18 protein-coding genes are annotated in these 16,975 nt (G+C 58.3%); 10 read left to right on the forward strand and 8 right to left on the reverse strand.

Translation table 11 applies throughout. The features are described from left to right. Nucleotides 1–100: 100 nt before the first annotated feature. From CR155_RS04685 to CR155_RS04710, 6 genes are all read left to right on the forward strand, one after another. Nucleotides 101–1,186, forward strand: coding sequence for a M14 family metallopeptidase (locus tag CR155_RS04685; RefSeq protein ID WP_102068849.1), 1,086 nt, complete (start codon nucleotides 101–103; stop codon nucleotides 1,184–1,186). Nucleotides 1,187–1,328: 142 nt separating this feature from the next. Beyond that, nucleotides 1,329–3,668 (forward strand): bifunctional salicylyl-CoA 5-hydroxylase/oxidoreductase, encoded by a 2,340-nt coding sequence (locus tag CR155_RS04690; protein ID WP_102068850.1) that lies wholly within the window; start codon nucleotides 1,329–1,331, stop codon nucleotides 3,666–3,668. Then, a complete protein-coding gene (locus tag CR155_RS04695; protein ID WP_102068851.1) occupies nucleotides 3,665–4,453 on the forward strand; it encodes an SDR family NAD(P)-dependent oxidoreductase in 789 nt (262 codons plus the stop codon). The genes CR155_RS04690 and CR155_RS04695 overlap by 4 nt, the downstream gene beginning before the upstream one ends. A gap of 26 nt (nucleotides 4,454–4,479) precedes the next feature. Further along, complete coding sequence (locus CR155_RS04700; RefSeq protein ID WP_102068852.1) at nucleotides 4,480–5,331, forward strand: enoyl-CoA hydratase family protein; 852 nt, start codon at nucleotides 4,480–4,482, stop codon at nucleotides 5,329–5,331. A gap of 2 nt (nucleotides 5,332–5,333) precedes the next feature. Then, nucleotides 5,334–6,998: an AMP-binding protein gene (locus CR155_RS04705; RefSeq protein ID WP_102068853.1), complete on the forward strand. Its 1,665-nt coding sequence runs from the start codon at nucleotides 5,334–5,336 to the stop codon at nucleotides 6,996–6,998. Next, the gene (locus CR155_RS04710) at nucleotides 6,995–7,408 is read left to right on the forward strand and encodes a RidA family protein (RefSeq protein ID WP_102068854.1); all 414 of its coding nucleotides are present in this window, start codon (nucleotides 6,995–6,997) and stop codon (nucleotides 7,406–7,408) included. The genes CR155_RS04705 and CR155_RS04710 overlap by 4 nt, the downstream gene beginning before the upstream one ends. Before the next feature lie 55 nt (nucleotides 7,409–7,463). Here the strand turns inward: CR155_RS04710 and hemL are convergent, their stop codons facing one another. The 3 genes from hemL to thiD form a co-directional block, all read right to left on the reverse strand. Further along, nucleotides 7,464–8,741 carry a glutamate-1-semialdehyde 2,1-aminomutase gene (gene hemL, locus CR155_RS04715; protein WP_102069139.1) on the reverse strand — a complete coding sequence of 426 codons (1,278 nt, stop codon included), beginning with the start codon at nucleotides 8,739–8,741 and terminating at the stop codon, nucleotides 7,464–7,466. A gap of 70 nt (nucleotides 8,742–8,811) precedes the next feature. Beyond that, nucleotides 8,812–9,462 (reverse strand): thiamine phosphate synthase, encoded by a 651-nt coding sequence (gene thiE / locus CR155_RS04720; RefSeq protein WP_102068855.1) that lies wholly within the window; start codon nucleotides 9,460–9,462, stop codon nucleotides 8,812–8,814. Next, on the reverse strand, nucleotides 9,459–10,274 hold the full coding sequence (gene thiD / locus CR155_RS04725; RefSeq protein WP_233213910.1) for a bifunctional hydroxymethylpyrimidine kinase/phosphomethylpyrimidine kinase: 816 nt from the start codon (nucleotides 10,272–10,274) through the stop codon (nucleotides 9,459–9,461). The genes thiE and thiD overlap by 4 nt, the downstream gene beginning before the upstream one ends. Nucleotides 10,275–10,395: 121 nt before the next feature. Between thiD and CR155_RS04730 the strand changes: the two genes are divergently transcribed. Genes CR155_RS04730 through CR155_RS04745 form a run of 4 tightly spaced genes read left to right on the forward strand, consistent with a single transcriptional unit; the run spans nucleotide 10,396 to nucleotide 12,384 of the window. Beyond that, complete coding sequence (locus tag CR155_RS04730; protein ID WP_199171692.1) at nucleotides 10,396–10,566, forward strand: rubredoxin; 171 nt, start codon at nucleotides 10,396–10,398, stop codon at nucleotides 10,564–10,566. 49 nt (nucleotides 10,567–10,615) lie between these two features. Next, on the forward strand, nucleotides 10,616–11,209 hold the full coding sequence (locus CR155_RS04735; protein ID WP_102068857.1) for a YqgE/AlgH family protein: 594 nt from the start codon (nucleotides 10,616–10,618) through the stop codon (nucleotides 11,207–11,209). Continuing rightward, nucleotides 11,202–11,606 carry a Holliday junction resolvase RuvX gene (ruvX, locus tag CR155_RS04740; protein ID WP_102069141.1) on the forward strand — a complete coding sequence of 135 codons (405 nt, stop codon included), beginning with the start codon at nucleotides 11,202–11,204 and terminating at the stop codon, nucleotides 11,604–11,606. The genes CR155_RS04735 and ruvX overlap by 8 nt, the downstream gene beginning before the upstream one ends. Before the next feature lie 28 nt (nucleotides 11,607–11,634). Then, entirely contained in the window at nucleotides 11,635–12,384 is a 750-nt protein-coding gene (locus CR155_RS04745) for a lysophospholipid acyltransferase family protein (RefSeq protein ID WP_102068858.1), read from the forward strand. A 24-nt stretch (nucleotides 12,385–12,408) separates the two neighbouring features. Here CR155_RS04745 and CR155_RS04750 read toward each other — a convergent pair whose 3' ends face one another. From CR155_RS04750 to CR155_RS04770, 5 genes are all read right to left on the reverse strand, one after another. After that, on the reverse strand, nucleotides 12,409–13,251 hold the full coding sequence (locus CR155_RS04750) for a symmetrical bis(5'-nucleosyl)-tetraphosphatase (protein WP_102069142.1): 843 nt from the start codon (nucleotides 13,249–13,251) through the stop codon (nucleotides 12,409–12,411). A gap of 8 nt (nucleotides 13,252–13,259) precedes the next feature. Beyond that, nucleotides 13,260–14,438, reverse strand: a complete 1,179-nt coding sequence (gene lptG, locus CR155_RS04755) for an LPS export ABC transporter permease LptG (RefSeq protein WP_102068859.1) — start codon at nucleotides 14,436–14,438, stop codon at nucleotides 13,260–13,262. Between the two features lie 79 nt (nucleotides 14,439–14,517). Further along, nucleotides 14,518–15,237, reverse strand: coding sequence for a monofunctional biosynthetic peptidoglycan transglycosylase (mtgA, locus tag CR155_RS04760; protein WP_102068860.1), 720 nt, complete (start codon nucleotides 15,235–15,237; stop codon nucleotides 14,518–14,520). 4 nt (nucleotides 15,238–15,241) lie between these two features. Beyond that, on the reverse strand, nucleotides 15,242–16,096 hold the full coding sequence (aroE, locus tag CR155_RS04765; protein WP_439650414.1) for a shikimate dehydrogenase: 855 nt from the start codon (nucleotides 16,094–16,096) through the stop codon (nucleotides 15,242–15,244). Continuing rightward, nucleotides 16,093–16,971, reverse strand: coding sequence for an energy transducer TonB (locus CR155_RS04770; protein ID WP_102068862.1), 879 nt, complete (start codon nucleotides 16,969–16,971; stop codon nucleotides 16,093–16,095). The genes aroE and CR155_RS04770 overlap by 4 nt, the downstream gene beginning before the upstream one ends. Nucleotides 16,972–16,975: the final 4 nt, after the last annotated feature.

Genomic DNA, 16,975 nt, shown 5'->3' on the forward strand with positions numbered 1-16,975 from the left:
CTCTGTAGCTATCATCAACACCAGTGTAATAAGCAGCCCTCTCAACATCTTTGATGTTATGCAGGGAACATGAAAAAAATAGCAGTTGGAGACAATATTTATGTTTCAAGCGTTTTTCGGCCAGAGTTATGCCGATGCCAGGACTCGTTTCATCACCGCTGCCACTCAGCAGCAATGCGCCTTGCAATCATATGTGAACCCCACCGGATCAGGCGTGAGCGGCGAAGTCTTGTCGACCGATGTGGCGTATTTCGGCTCTGACGATGCGCGAGCACTGCTGGTCTTGACCTCGGCCATGCACGGCGAGGAGGGGTATTGCGGCTCCGGCTGCCAGGTAGCCTTGCTGAATGACCAGCAACTACTGGATCATGCGCACGCCAACGGAATAGGGATTTTGCTTATCCATGCCGTTAATCCCTTTGGCTTTTCATGGGGACACCGCGGCAATGAAGACAATGTGGATCTGAATCGCAATTTCTGCGACTTCAGCAAGCCCTTACCCGATAATCGGCATTATCAGACACTACACTCCCTGCTGATCCCGGAAACCTGGCCGCCCGGGCCCGAAAATGCCGCTGCGATCCAGTCTTTCATCAAAGCACAAGGAGAGCAAGCCTACCGGGAAGGCATGATGCTGGGGCAGTACAGCCATCCCGATGGGCTATTCTACGGCGGCCAGGAGCCTGCCTGGAGCAACAGGACGTTGCGCGATATTCTGCGACGTTTCGGCCAGGATCGCGAGCGCATGGCATGGATCGACTATCACACCGGATTAGGTCCTTATGGACATGCCGAGAAAATCTTTGTACAAAAAACATTGGAAGACTACCAGCGGGCGCGTATGTGGTGGGGTAACGATGTGGTGTCGGTGGTCGATCCCGAATCCAGCACAGTCGACATCGGCGGCACGGGCATGCGTGCCATGCTGGAAGAATGCCGGCAGGTTCCCGAGCTCACGTTTCTGGCGCTGGAGTTCGGCACCCTGCCCATGGACGAGGTGTTTCTTGCATTACGTAGCGATCGCTGGCAAGCGGGGCGTGGTTCGGTCAGTGATGCCCAGCGCAGCGCAATCAAAGAGGCCCACAAGGCTGCGTTTTATCCGGGCAACGATGACTGGCGCGGCGCTGTCATAGGGCAATCGCGGACCAGTTTGCTGCAGGCCTTGTACGGTCTGTCCAATCGATGAGCGCGGCCGGCTGCGGGCGCACAGCCGCGTAGTGCTCGTGCACCCGCAGCCGAGGGAAACTCCCAGGTATTGATGCCTGTAAATGCCTTGCCAATGGTTTTTCTTGTCTATATAGTTTAGGCTTAAAGTATTGGAGCGACGCATGAAAATCGTTTGCATTGGTGGTGGGCCTGCCGGCCTGTATTTTGGTCTGCTCATGAAGCTGACTGACGCCGGGCATGACGTGACGGTCGTCGAACGCAACCGCCCTTACGATACGTTTGGGTGGGGCGTTGTATTTTCGGATGCCACGCTCGAGAATCTTAAAGAGGCCGATCCGGTATCCGCAACCCAGATCAGCGACGCATTCAACCACTGGGACGACATCGTCATCCACTACAAGGGTCGCAGCATGCGCAGCAGCGGCCACGGCTTCATCGGCATAGGACGCAAGAAATTGCTGAATATCTTGCAGGCGCGCTGCGAAGAAATTGGTGTGGACCTCGTGTTCGAGACCGATGTCGCCGATGACCAGGCGATTGCGCAGAAGTACGACGCCGACCTGATCATCGCTTCCGATGGTCTGAATAGTCGTATTCGTACACGCTATGCCGACACCTACAAGCCGGACATCGATACCCGCCAGTGTCGGTTTGTGTGGCTGGGCACGCGGCAGACTTTTGACGCGTTCACATTTGCCTTCGTCCAGACCGAACATGGCTGGTTCCAGGCACATGCCTATCAATACGAGCCAGGGATGTCCACGTTCATTGTCGAGACGCTCGACGAGACCTGGAAAGCGGCGGGGCTTGAGACGATGAGCCAGCAAGAAGGTATCGCGTTTTGCGAAAAGCTTTTTGCGCCGTGGCTGGACGGGAATTCGCTGATCTCCAATGCTGGTCACTTGCGTGGCTCGGCAATCTGGATCCGTTTCCCACGCGTTATCTGCGATGCATGGGTGAGCCAACAGACATTGCCCAGCGGGCGGACGGTTCCAGTCGTGTTGATGGGCGACGCCGCGCATACCGCGCATTTTTCGATCGGCTCGGGAACCAAGCTTGCCCTCGAGGACGCGATCGAGTTGAATCGTTCGATTCGTGCTTGCAACAATAACCTTACGGCTGCCCTTGTCCGCTATCAGGAAGTGCGCAGTGTCGAGGTACTGAAAATACAGAATGCCGCGCGCAACTCCACCGAATGGTTCGAAAACGTGGCCCGGTACGCCAGGTTCGAGCCGGAACAGTTCGCCTATTCCTTATTGACCCGGTCGCAGCGCATTTCCCATGAGAACCTGCGTTTGCGCGATGCGGCCTGGCTGGAGGGCTACGAGCGCTGGATGGCCGACATGGCCGGTGCCCCAGTCGCTGGCGCACGGTCCTGCCCGCCGATGCTCACGCCTTATACGGTACGCGGCATACGCTTGAAAAATCGCATTATGGTTTCACCCATGGCGATGTATTCCAGTGTGAATGGTATCCCGGGCGATTTCCACCTTGTGCATCTTGGCGCACGGGCCATGGGCGGAGCGGCATTGGTCATGGTAGAGATGACCTGCGTCTCGCCCGAGGCACGCATCACCCCCGGTTGCCCGGGGTTGTGGAATAGTGAGCAGAAGGTGGCATTCAAGCGGATCGTCGACTTCGTCCATGGCAATAGTGATGCCAGGATAGGCATTCAGCTAGGGCATGCGGGGCGCAAGGGATCCACCCGCGTCAGTTGGGAAGGCACGGATATGCCACTGCCCGAGGGTAACTGGCCGCTGCTGTCGGCATCCGCAATACCCTACATCGACGGTGTATCGCAGGTCCCGCAGGCCATGACGCGTGGCCAGATGGACTCGGTAAGAGATGAATTCGTGGCTGCCGCCGTTCGCGCCGCCGAGGCTGGCTTTGACTGGCTGGAATTGCATTGCGCCCACGGTTATCTGCTGTCCAGCTTTATTTCGCCGCTTACCAACCAGCGCCACGACGAGTACGGCGGATCGTTGGACAACAGGCTGCGTTACCCGCTGGAAATTTTTGCGGCCCTGCGTGCAGTCTGGCCCGAACATTTGCCGATGTCGGTCCGCATTTCGGCACACGATTGGGTCGAGGGGGGAATAACAGCGGACGACGCCGTTGAGATCGCCCGTCGCTTCCGGGCGGCCGGCACGGACATGGTGGATTGCTCTTCGGGCCAGGTAAGCAAGGCGGAACAGCCTGTATATGGACGCATGTACCAGACGCCTTTCTCTGATCGGGTACGAAACGAGGCGCAGATACCCACGATTGCGGTCGGCGCGATATTTGAAGCCGACCACGTCAACAGCATCATAGCCTCGGGAAGGGCGGACCTGTGCGCGCTGGCTCGCCCGCATCTTGCCGACGCCTCCTGGACCTTGCGCGAATCCGCAAAGATAGGGGTAAGCGACGTGACCTGGCCCAGGCAGTACTTCCCCGCCAAGCGGCAACTGGAAACCAATTTCGAACGGGCGGCCGCGTATGCGCAGCCGGTAGGCAAATGAATGAGTCGCGTATTCTGACCGGTCGGCACGCGCTGGTGACCGGCGGTTCTCGTGGGATAGGTCTGTCCATTGCGCAGCGGCTTCTCGCCATGGGAGCCCGGGTCACGCTTGCCGGTCGCAGTGCCAAGTCGTTGGAAGAGGCGGTACGCCAGCTCGTCAATCTGGGTGAAGTTGCTTTCGTCAGCGGGGATATATCGGTGCGCGCCGACGTGGATGTCATCTTTCTGAAGGCCAAGGAAGGCTTCGGTCCGGTTGACATCCTGGTGAACAACGCCGGCCAGGCCTTGAGCGAGCGTTTTGACAAGGTCGATGAGGCCGCCTGGCAGCAGATGATTGCCGTGAATTTGACCGGCACTTTCCATTGCATGCAGGCAGGATTGCCGGACATGCTCGAGCGCCAATGGGGCCGCATCGTCAATGTGGCCAGCACCGCGGGCTTGGTGGGTTATGCCTATGTCAGTGCCTATTGTGCCGCCAAGCACGGTGTCATAGGCCTGACGCGGTCTGTGGCGATGGAAACGGCCACGAAAGGGGTAACCGTTAATGCGGTATGTCCGGGGTATACGGAAACAGACATCGTCCAGGCAGCGGTCGCCAATATTTCGCGCAAGACGGGGATGACTGCGGATCAGGCCAGGGGGAAATTGGCCGAACGTAATCCGCAGGGCCGCTTGATTCAACCCGACGATGTGGCGCAGGCAGTAGCCTGGCTGTGCAGCCCCGGCGCATCCGCCGTCAACGGACAGTCCATTCCGGTGGACGGCGGCGAAGTAATGGCCGGCTAGGGTCGACCCTATTCAGGAGAAGAAAGATGAACATAGCGCCACACACCATGGACGGTCACAAGCGACCTTATGCAGGCTACCAGGCCGGTAATTTTCTGTGGACAGTGTCAGACGATGGCAAAGTCGCCACCGTTACCCTCAACCGACCCGAACGCAAGAATCCGCTCACGTTCGATTCCTACGCGGAATTGCGTGATTTGTTTCGCGGCCTGGTATATGCCAGCGATATCAAGTCAGTTGTGGTGGTCGGAGCGGGAGACAACTTCTGCTCGGGCGGCGACGTGCATGAAATTATAGGTCCGCTGACTCGCATGTCCATGCTGGAACTCCTGGACTTCACCCGCATGACGGGGGACCTGGTCAAGGCGATGCGCGCGTGTCCCCAACCCATTTTGGCAGCTGTTGACGGAATCTGCGCCGGAGCCGGTGCGATGATCGCTCTGGCATCCGACATGCGTATCGGTACGCCTCAGGCTCGTACTGCCTTTCTGTTTACCCGGGTAGGGCTGGCGGGCGCTGACATGGGCGCCTGCACATTGCTGCCACGCATGGTAGGGCAAGGCAGGGCGTCGGAATTGTTGTACACCGGACGCGCGATGACCGCTGACGAAGGCCTGGCCTGGGGGTTCTTCAATAGTCTGCAGTCTTCAGAATCGGTCCTTGGCGCAGCACAGGATCTGGCTCGACAGCTCGCCGATGGCCCTTCTTTTGCACACGGAATGACCAAGAAGTTGCTGCACCAGGAATGGAATATGGGCGTGGATGAGGCCATCGAAGCGGAAGCTCAGGCTCAGGCGATCTGCATGCAGACCAAGGACTTCCGGCGCGCGTACGACGCGTTCGTGGCCAGGCAAAAACCCGTTTTTGAAGGCGACTGAACATGGAGAAGTCGGCTCATAGTGATACCTTTGCACGTGACCATCTACCGCCTCTGGACCAGTGGCCCGAATTGCTGCTGGAGGGCAACCCGGATCTCGCCTACCCCCCGCGCCTGAACTGTGCCGTTGCCCTGGTGGATGAGCGCGTCCGGCAAGGAATGGGCGAACGGGTCGCTCTGCGCTGGCGCGACGCGTCCGGCATGCAAGCCATGAGCTATCGGGCGTTGCTTCAATTGGTCAATCGTATAGCGCGGGTGCTGGTGGATGATATGCAGCTGCAGCCGGGTAACCGAGTGCTTTTGCGCGGACCGAACAACGTGATGATGGCCGCCTCATGGCTTGCAGCGGTCAAGGCGGGCCTGGTAACCGTGCCCACCATGCCTTTGCTGAGAGCCTTCGAACTTCGCCAGATTATCGACAAGGCAAAGATTCAGGCGGTCTTGTGCGATAAGCGACTTTCGGCCGAGATTGAGCATTGCCTCGATCCGGACCACGCCAGTTTCTGCCCACAGCTGACGCACGTACGCTATTTCCATGACGACAGTGCGGACAGTATCGACCAGTTGGCGGCGGTGAAATCGGATGAATTCGAAGCATGCGAGACTGCTGTCGACGACGTGTGCCTCATTGCATTCACCAGTGGCACCACAGGGAAGCCCAAGGGCTGCATGCATTTTCATCGGGATGTGCTGGCGATGTGCGACACGTTCTCCCGGCATATCCTGCGCATGGATCCGGATGATATCGTTTGCGGCACGCCGCCGCTGGCGTTCACATTCGGTTTGGGTGGCCTGCTGTGCTTTCCGCTACGGGTCGGGGCGTCGACCGTTCTGGTCGAGAAGCTGTCGCCCGGCGAATTGCTGGCCACGATCCAGGATTTCCGGGCCACCATGAGCTTCACTGCGCCGACCTTCTATCGACAGATGTCCGCCCTGGTCGACCAGCACGACCTGTCTTCGCTGAAAAATTCCGTTTCCGCGGGTGAGGCCTTGCCGGATGCGACGCGGCAGCTATGGAAGCAGGCGACGGGCATCGAAATGATAGACGGCATAGGCGGCACGGAAATGATACATGTCTACGCCTCCAGTGCCGGAAGCGATGTGCGCCGCGGCGCAGTCGGCAAGGTCGTACCCGGCTATGTAGCGCAGGTGATCGATGAGAACTTTCAGCCGGTAAATCCGGGCGTGGTGGGCAGGCTGGCGGTAAAGGGCCCCACCGGATGCCGCTATCTGGACGATGAACGCCAGATGGTGTTCGTGCAGAATGGCTGGAATTTGCCCGGCGACACCTTTGCCATGGACGAAGATGGCTATCTCTATTACCAGGCACGCAACGACGACATGATCGTCTCAGCCGGCTACAACATTGCCGGACCGGAGGTCGAGGGGGCATTATTGCTTCACGACGCCGTTGCGGAATGTGGAGTGGTTGGCCAGCCGGATCCCGAACGCGGCAGTATTGTCAAGGCGTTCGTGGTCCTCAAGCCGGGAATGCAAGAAGGACCGGAGATGGTCAAAGCCTTGCAGGATCACGTCAAGGCCGTCGTCGCACCCTATAAGTATCCACGCGCGATCGAGTTTGTCGCCAGCCTGCCGCGTACTGAAACGGGAAAACTGCAGCGCTTCGTGCTGCGCCAGAGAACCATTAACCAGGGGAAAACGGAATGATCACCTTGCAACCGCCGACGTGGCTGGAGCCGCGCGGCTATGCGAACGGCATCATGACTGAAATGAATGTAGGCAGTCGCCTGGTATTCGTGGGAGGACAGATAGGCTGGAATGGTCAGCAGCAATTTGAAACCGATGACTTTGCCGAGCAAGTGGGCCAGGCGTTGCAGAATATTGTGGCCATACTCGGGGAGGCCGGCGCCGGCCCCGAGCACATCACGCGCATGACCTGGTATGTACGCGACAAGAATGAATACATGGCCGCCTTGCGTGAGGTCGGCCGGAATTATCGCGAAATCATCGGCCGCCACTTTCCGGCCATGACGGCGATTGAAGTGGCCGATCTGATCGAGGATCGCGCACGGGTGGAGATCGAGGTGACCGCTGTGGTTCCGGCAGCAGCGCCATAACAGGCAGTGCCATGGCGGGCAGGACGCAAGCGTGCTGCCCGATGCGTGTCTATTCTTATAGTTTGGCGAATACTTCTTCGGCGATGTCCAGCGTCTGCCGTATTACAGCGTCGTCGTGCGCCGCTGAAATGAAACCCGCCTCGTAGGCCGACGGTGCAAAGTACACGCCTTTGATCAACATGGCGTGGAAGAATCTTTTGAAAAGCTCGAGGTCGCAGGTTGATACTTCCTCGAAGGTGGTCGGAATGGTGGAACGGAAGTAAATGCCGAACATGCCGCCGACGTAGTCGGTGCACATCGTGATACCGGCGGCCCTGGCGCGTTCGGCAAGGCCGTTCGCAAGCTTCGCAGATTGCGCCTCGAGGTGTTCATAGAATCCCGGTTCCGCCAATAACTTCAACGTGATCAGTCCTGCGGCAACCGCAACGGGATTGCCCGAAAGCGTGCCCGCCTGGTACACGTTGCCGATGGGCGCGATGTGCTCCATGATGTCGGCGCGGCCGCCAAAGGCCCCGACCGGCATGCCACCGCCGATGACCTTGGCCAGCGTGGTGATGTCCGGAGTGACGCCTGTCAGTCCTTGGACGCCTTGCGGTCCGGCACGAAAACCCGTCATGACTTCATCGAAGATCAGCAACGCGCCGTACTGCGTGCATAGTGACCGCAGACCTTCCAGGAATCCTGGCAGGGGCTTGATGAGATTCATGTTGCCGGCAATCGGCTCAACGATGATGCAGGCGATCTCGGGACCGTATTCCTGGAATGCGGCTTCGACGGCTTGCAGCTTGTTGTAATCCAGTACCAGGGTATGCTTGATGAATTCCGGCGGCACGCCGGCCGAAGTGGGGTTGCCGAAAGTGAGCATGCCGGAGCCGGCTTTGACGAGCAGGCTGTCGGCATGGCCGTGATAACAGCCTTCGAACTTGATGATTTTGGAGCGTCCTGTAACCCCTCGCGCCAAGCGGATGGCGGACATGGTCGCTTCGGTGCCTGAACTGACCAGCCTGACTTTTTCGATGGATGGCAGGCGCGCTGCGATTGCTTCGGCAATTTCGATCTCGGCTTCGGTCGGTGCACCGAAGGACAGTCCATTGACGGCAGCTTCCTGAACAGCCCGGATGACTTCGGGGTGCGCATGACCCAGGATGGCAGGCCCCCAGGATCCGACATAATCGATATAACGAGTATCTTCGGCGTCCCACATATAGGGCCCTTGGGCGCGCGTAATGAATCGTGGCGATCCACCGACCGAGCGAAATGCCCTAACGGGAGAATTCACGCCACCAGGAATGGTTCGACAGGCGCGTTCAAATAGTTCTGTATTGCGAGACATGTTGTTGAGACTCACTGCTGAAAAAATGAAGGAGGTGCAGGCATAGCATAACAGGGGCAAAACATCGTCTTCAGGCAAAAAGGGCTGCGAACCGGGCCGCAGTATCGCGTATGTCGCGGCTTTCGAACAGGCCGCTGATCACTGCAATGCTATCCGCTCCGGCGTCGATGACGTCGCCCGCATTGTGGGCCGTGATGCCGCCGATTGCCACCACCGCGGCGCGTGGCCCGACGTTGTCGGTTTCCACGATCGCTCGACCCTGCCTGATATCGTCGAGGCTTGCGCGCACGGCATCCGGTTTGACGCTGGAGGCAAACATGGCGCCGAAAGCGACATAATCGACATCGGCCTTGATGGCTTCGACTGCCAGCTTGGGCTGGTTATAGCAGGAACAACCGATAATCTTGCCTGGGCCCAGGGCCAGCCTGGCCTCTGCCACGCCGCCATCTTCACGGCCAAGATGAACGCCGTCGGCGTCAATCAGGGATGCCAGGCGCCAGTCGTCGTTCACAATGAACAGCAGGCCCTCTTTTTGGCAGCGTTCCGCCACTCGCCGCGCCTGCGCCAGGCCCGCATCGGCATCGATAGTCTTGCGCCGCCACTGCAAAGCCGTCATTCCGCCATCGGCGGCCGCACTGATGGCATCCAGGAGCCTGTCCGTGTCGTCCCATTCGGGCGTGACACCATAGAGTCCCTTGGGAAAACGTAGTGATGCATTCATGTTATTGATCGGTTGATAAGGCGATTACCCATGCCGGGTTGGAACGAACGGGACTCAAGACAGGCTGGCATCGACAGGGCGGCATCGACGGCCTGTGGTACATCGAGACCGCGCGCCAATTGTGCTGTGATGGCGCAGGTTAAGGGACCGTCGGCGTCGTTCAGGCGAGTTGGAGGCGCCTGCCACGGCCAGTTGAAGGTCTGGTTGTTCTGGCCTTGCAATAGGTAGCTGCCGTGGCCGGGACGCAAAGGCGCGCCGCTGGTCAATACCCATTTCGCGCCGAACTGCAGGAGGGCCTCGGCCGGCGTGTGGACATCGGGTCCCATGAGGACGCCCTGGGACTGCCAGCGTGATAGTAGATTGTGATCCACGACGACAATGTCGGTCTGCGGCAACAGGAGTTCGAAGAGTGCGAGCTGGACGTCCTCGGCATCAAAATCTGTGATCAGCGTCTCGTCAGGGAACGAGGTAAGGTGCAGAACCAGTGGTACGTGGGAATAATCTGCCGCTATTTGAGCGAGCGCACTTACTGATTCCGTTGTATAAAGTGACCCGACCTTGATGGCATTGACCGTCATATCCTCGAGCAGGCAGCGAGCCTGGTCGTCGATCAGCTCCGGCGCCACAGGCTGGATTTCTTCGGTGCTGGCGGTATCCTGGACCAGCAGTGCAGTCAGGGTGCTGAGGGCGTGACAGCCCAGGGCCGCACAGGTAACCGCGTCGGCGGGCAGGCTACTCGAGCCGCTAGGATCGAAAGGGCCGAAAATAAGCACTAACGGTGGGATTGATGCTTGCACGGCGTCGATATTCACAAGATTCCTGCAACATCCCAGGAAAATGCCCGGGACGTTGCTATTGGGTTTAGTAACATTAACCCCATTCTAATAGAAGCTTCCCGACTCCGCGGGTTTGGGATGAAATTTATAGCGAGTAATAGAAATGCGTACATGGATGTGTTTAATTTGCGGTTGGATCTATGATGAGGAAGCGGGCCTTCCTGAAGAGGGAATTGCACCCGGAACCCGTTGGGAGGACGTCCCGCCGAATTGGGTCTGCCCCGAATGCGGCGCACGCAAAGAAGATTTTGAACTGATCGAGGTCTGATACGGTCTGATCAATACAGTATTTGAATATTGACCCAGGAGGGCGAGTCATGGTTTCCACAGTCCATCGGCCCGAAGCCGAATCAAGCGTCGACTTGTCCCAACAACTCTTGGTAGCCATGCCAGGCAAGGTGGCGGGCAACCTGGCCAATACAGTCATCTACGTTTGTGAGCATACGGAACACGGTGCATTGGGGCTCGTCATCAATCGGCCGACCGATCTCACGCTGGGCGATCTGTTAAAACGCATCGAGCTGGATCTCGCCCTCGAAATAGGGCCGATTGCCGACGCGCCGGTTTTTTTCGGCGGACCTGTGCAGACAGACCGCGGTTTTGTGCTGCACGCTCCAGCGGGCGGCTACAGCTCCAGTATCCAGTTGGGCGATGTCGCCCTCACCACATCGCGCGACGTTCTGCAGGACGTCGCCAATGGCCGCGGACCCGCCATGCTCCTGGTCACCCTCGGTTATGCGGGCTGGGGAGCGGGGCAGCTCGAAAGCGAAATGTCGCAGAATGCATGGCTCAATGTGGCGGCCAGTCCCGACATCCTGTTCAATACTCCGGCGGAAGGCCGCTACGGGGCCGCCTTGGCCCAGTTGGGTATCGATCCGCTCATGTTGGCGGGCGATGCAGGCCATGCCTGAAGAGACCTTGCTTGCTTTCGATTACGGAACGAAGAAAATCGGCGTTGCCATCGGCAATACATTGACGCGCGTGGCCCGACCTCTGGAGATTCTCAGGTCGGTCACGCGCGAGCAACGCTTCTCGGCCATAGCGCAGCTGCTTGAAACATGGCAGCCCGACAGGGTGGTGGTCGGCTTGCCCCTTGCTCTTAATGGCGAAACGCAATACGCCACCTTGCGTTGCCGTCGATTCGCCAATCAGTTGCACGGCCGCTTTGGGGTCTTGGTGGAGCTCGTCGACGAGCGCGGATCCAGTGTGGAAGCCCAAGAGTTGCTGGGTACCAATGCCCCTGATGACGCCGTTGCCGCGGCAGTTATACTGCAGCGCTATCTCGATGCGTTGACACCGCCAAACTAACCGGCAAAAAGACCACAAAGAGAATGACTTGACCGTCTTGTTATTTTTGCCGCGAGCGGTGCTTCTTATTATCTGGCTACTGCTGGGACTACTACTGGTCTCGGCTGTTTTTCCTTATTGCACGCCGGCAGCCCGGTCGGCCATTACGCGTCGGTGGTCGCGGGTGTTGCTCTTTTTTTGCGGTGTCCGGGTCGAGGTCTCCGGACAACCCATTCCTCACGGTCCCGCATTATGGGTCGCCAATCACGTATCCTGGATCGACATTTTCGTCATCAACAGTGTTCGGCCCACTTCCTTCATTGCCAAAAGTGAGATAAGGCATTGGCCTGTCATCGGCTGGCTGGTGAGCGGTTCGGGCACGGTGTTCATCGAACGTGGTCATCGCCATGCCGTACGCGAAGTGGGCCAGCAAATGAAGGCTCGTTTCGAACGGGGGGAAATAGTCGGGTTGTTCCCGGAGGGCACGACTTCCCCCGGCTACGACGTAGCGCCCTTCCATTCCAGTTTGTTCGATCCGGCAATACGCGTCAATGTCGATATCCAGCCTCTCGCCTTGCGCTTTTTTCATCGTGGTCAGCGCAGCGACTATGTGGCGTTCGTGGGCGAGCAAACTTTGCTCCGGAACATGTGGCGTTTGCTTGGTACGACCGGCGTGTCGATTGAGTTGGAATTCCTTGCCGTGATGAGCGGTGACTACTGTGCGCAGCATGGGCGCAACAAGGTTTCCGCACACGCCCACCATGTAATCCGGCAGGCTATCGTACGGCGGCCGCATTAGAAGACTTGTCGGTGTAGCGGGTTTTCAATCGTCTTTTGGTTTTTGATATTGCTCGCATGGAATCTGCACGATTCTTCGGTCCTGGAGGCGTATTGCAGTCAATTGCCGGCCCCAGACGCAGCCCGAATCCAGGCAGATCACATCCGGCCGCAGCATCAGACCGAGTGTGGACCAGTGTCCGAACACAATGGTGTCCTGAGTGGAGGCACGCGCCGGTACATCGAACCAGGGCATCATTTGGCCATTGTTGGCAGGAGCGCCTTTGAAGGTGAATTCCATCTGACCATTCTTGTCGCACATGCGCATACGCGTCATCGCATTGATAATGACGCGAAGGCGTTTGCTTCCGCGGTATTCGTCTTTCCACAGTACGGGTTCGTTGCCATACATCTTGCTCAAGCTGACTTTCCAATTGGGACCGCGCAAGGCTTCTTCAACCTCCGCGGCCAACAGAAGGGTCTTAGCCGTGGTCCATGCAGGAAGTACGCCAGCGTGGACCATCAAGTGCCCCTGTTCATGGTGAGCCAGCGGGCAATGCCTGAGCCAGTCGATCATTTCTTGTGCGTCTGGAGCCTTCAGGATGTCGTCTATGGTGTCGGACTTCCCCGGCTTGCGCACGCCGGCGGCGACGGCCAGTAAGTGGAGATCGTGATTGCCGAGCACGGAAATTGCGCGGTCTCCCAAGGCCATGACCATTTTGAGCGTGGCCAGCGAATCGGGTCCGCGGTTGACCAGATCGCCGGCGAACCAGAACTTGGCGTTTGGCTCGCCACTGATATCCGGATGGGCCAGCAGTTCACGCAAGGGCTGGCAGCAGCCTTGCAGGTCGCCTATCATCCAGATGCTGGGCTCGGGTGTCGGTTTCATGCGGCCTGTCATGCGGCTGACTTGCTCCATGGCCAGCGGGTTTGATTGAAACGGCGCACATTGTGCTGATTTTCCATCAGGATAAGAGCGCCCAGCGCCGCTCCAAGTGCACCGATATTGGGAACCAGGGCGGTAACCCACGGCGCCCATTTGCTTAGCATGCCAACATTGAGCGCCAACTGATTCAACATGAAGAATCCGACGCCCAGCAGGATGCCGACGAATACCTTGCTGCCGACACCACCCCGCCGGGTCTGCATGAAGCCTATTGGCGCGGCGATGGTGATCATTACCAGCAGAGTGAATGGGTAGGCCATCTTGCGCCACAAGGCCACCACTTGCCGGTCTGTCTGCAGGCGGTTGTTTTCAAGGTAGTCGATGTAATCGAGCAGGTCGAAAATGGACATGCGCTCGGGAGTCAGGATGCGGGCGATCAGGCGTTCGGGGGTAAGCGTGGTTTCAAGAACGCGGCTGTTCAATGTCTGCAGCCGAGTAAGTGGCGCATCCGGCTTCCTGGCGTCGGCCAGGGCCGAGACGGAGCTGGCGTCGATCTGTGTCTGGGTGATTTCGCGCAATTCAAGGGTGCCGGCTGTGAATCGGCCTTCTTTTGCTTTCGAAAAAGCGGCCAGGGTCTGGCCCTTGTGAAATTCATACAGAGTGACGTCGCCAACATCTCCATTGGCTTTCAACTGCGCAATGTTGATGATGCGGGTGCCTCCATCGGCATCCGATTCCTTGAACCAGTAACCGCTGTTCAATTGCCCTCCGCCGGATCTGCCAAGCAGTGTCAGGCTGGCCTCACTGGATTTCATTTCCGCTGCGGGCGTGATCACTTCGGAAAGCAGGAATGCACCCAGGACCAGGGGGATGGTCACTACCCAAAGCATGGTCAGCAGTTTCATGCCGCTGACGCCGGAGACGCGTAGGATTACGAGCTCGTTACGTTGCGCCAAACCGGCGAGGGCCAATATGGCGCCTATCAGCAAGCCTATGGGCAGTAGATCGTACAAACGGGTGGGCAACGCCAAGGCCTGCATGTAGAAAAGGTTCAGCAAAGTGAATTTGCTGCCCACATTATCGAGCTCTTCAATCAGAGCAAAGAAAGTGAATAGGCCGATCAGCGCCATCAGGACCACGGCGCTGGAGCGGTAGATTTCGCTGGCGATATAACGGCGGGCGGTGCGCATGCGATTACTTGATACCTGAAACGAATGTGTGTGGTTGAGCCAACAGCTTAACATTTGCAGGCCTTTATCGGACCACCGGTCAGGGAATAGTCACGAGCCTCATGCGTTTCTGAATGGTCCCGGTGCGGGACAGCAAATATGAGGTTTTGCGATGACGTTCGTAATAGACCGGATTGGGCAGCATGGCGGCAAGTTGCGCAGCCTGGTATTGGCTTAGCTGCGCCGCGCTCACGCCGTAATAATGCCGTGCAGCGGCTTCGGCGCCAAATACGTTGCCGCCCCATTGCGCTACATTCAGGTAGAGTTCCAGTATGCGCTGCTTGTTCATGACAAATTCGATCATGTAGGTCAGTACGAGTTCCTGGCCTTTGCGCCAATAGCTGCGTGATCTCGACAAGAACAGATTCTTGGCCAACTGCTGGGTAATTGTCGACCCGCCGCGAATTTTACTCTTGCCTTTCTCAGCCTGTTTCTTGTTGTATTCCCACGCTTTGCGGATCGCCTCCCACTCGACGCCTTCATGGTCGGTGAAATTGGCATCTTCAGACGCAATTACAGCGCGTTTGAGGGATTTGTTGATGCCCTCGTAGGATGTCCATTGATACTTGAGCTCGGCCTCGGGATTGGCGAGACGAAGTTCGGCCAGTGTGGCGTCCATGAAGGCACTGCTGCCCGGATCGCGAACGCTGAGCCAAAGTATCATGACGAAAAGACCGAACAGATAGAGCAACAGGGCGGAAAATGCCGCCAGCACTGCAACACCCAGGACCTTTGTCTTGTTTATTTTGTGTGTGGCCACGGGATCAGCCGGCGCGAAGCTGGTGACGCAAGGCAGTCAGCACGGCTTCCGGATCGGGCGTGACGCCGTGCCAGATCGCAAAGCTTGCCGCTGCCTGGCCGACCAGCATGCCCAGCCCATCCGCCACGGTGTGCGCGCCGTGTTCCGCGGCTTGCATCATGAATGGCGTCGCTTTACGGCCGTAGACCATGTCATAGGCAAGGGCACCAGGTTTATAGAGGTTTCCGGGCAGGTCTGGCGCGGTCTGTCCCAGGCTGCTGGAAGTTGCGTTGATGACGATATCCCAGGGGCCTCCCGCATCAGACAAGCTGCCCCAGGAAAGGCGCGGTGATAGCGCCGGCATTTGTTCGATCAGGTGTTGATGCAGTGCAGATGCGCGTTGGGGATTTCGGTTGATAATGTGCAGGCGAGCGCAGCCGGCGTCCAGCAAGGGAAAAGCCACGCCCCGGGCGGCGCCTCCGGCACCGACGAGCAGTATTTCTTTAGCCTTGGGTGAGTGTCCCAGCCTCAGCAAATCGTTCAGCAGGCCGATGCCATCTGTATTGCAGCCGTGAAGGCTACCCTTTTCCATCCATAAGGTGTTTACCGCGGCAGCCAGCTGCGCGCGCAGGGTAAGGTTGGGTCGTGCCAGGGCGAACGCCTCTTCCTTGAACGGAACGGTGACGTTCAGGCCGTGGCCACCGTTTGCGAAGAAGTTTTCGACCGTCATGCCGAATCCGTCCAGTGGTGCCTTTATCTTCTCGTAGGCCAAGGCATGCCCGGTTTGCCGGGCGAAAAATTCATGTATGAAGGGCGAGCGGCTATGTTCGATGGGATTGCCGATGACGGCGTAGCGTTTTGGCGGTGGGGCGCAATTCACGGCGTATTGGTTTCCAGTTGCTGGTTCATGAAATGCCATGTTCGCGTAATGGCGAACACGTCGGTATTGCGGGCCATGCTGGGTGGTAGAGGGGCGAATGGCGCGGCCAGCTGCACAATACGTGCGGCGGCCAGATTCAGTATGGGATGTTCCGAGGGGCGGTCAATCTCGACGCGATCGAGTGAACCGTCTTTGCGTATGTACACCGTGAGCTGCAAGTCGCCATATATCTTGCCGCGTGCTTCCAGTGGGTAATGTTCAGTGCCCAATAACTCGATCTTCTGGCGCCAAGCCTCGACATAGGCAGCGTAGTCTACCGCTTGTGTCGTTGGCCCCGTGAACTGGTGGCGCGGTTGGGCATTGTAGTGCTCTATGCGGTCTTTCAGGGCACTGATCTGCGCGTTGAGCAAGCGGGACTCCTGCGACGCGTCGTCGGCACCATAGTCGGTGGAGGGTTCAGACAGGTCGGGCTGCTGGCGTTCCGGAAGGACTTTATGCGGGGCGGTCAGTTGCGTATAGAGTCGGAGCTGTTCCGCCTCGAGCTCTTGCTGCTTCTTGCGCAAGGCCGCCAGCACCACCTCGTCGGGGGACTCGGCGGTGCGTGGCAAGGGCGAGCTTGCCTGCCCCGTCTGGGCCTGTCCGCCTCCATTTAACGAGTCCTGGGCAAGCATTTTAGGCGTGATGGGGGCCGCAGTGCTTCGCGCATTGACCAGCGTGACTTCCAGCATGTTCACAGGCGCCCGGGGAGGCATCGGCCGGGAAAAGTGCACGGTCAGCACGATCGCATGGATGACCAGCGATAACAGTATCGCAATGCGCAAATAGTCGTTGCGCGGCATGCGAACCCGTAACAGCAGGGCGGAAAGCATAGACATATCG

The organism is Pollutimonas nitritireducens, assembly GCF_002849615.1.
GTDB lineage: Bacteria > Pseudomonadota > Gammaproteobacteria > Burkholderiales > Burkholderiaceae_B > Pollutimonas > Pollutimonas nitritireducens.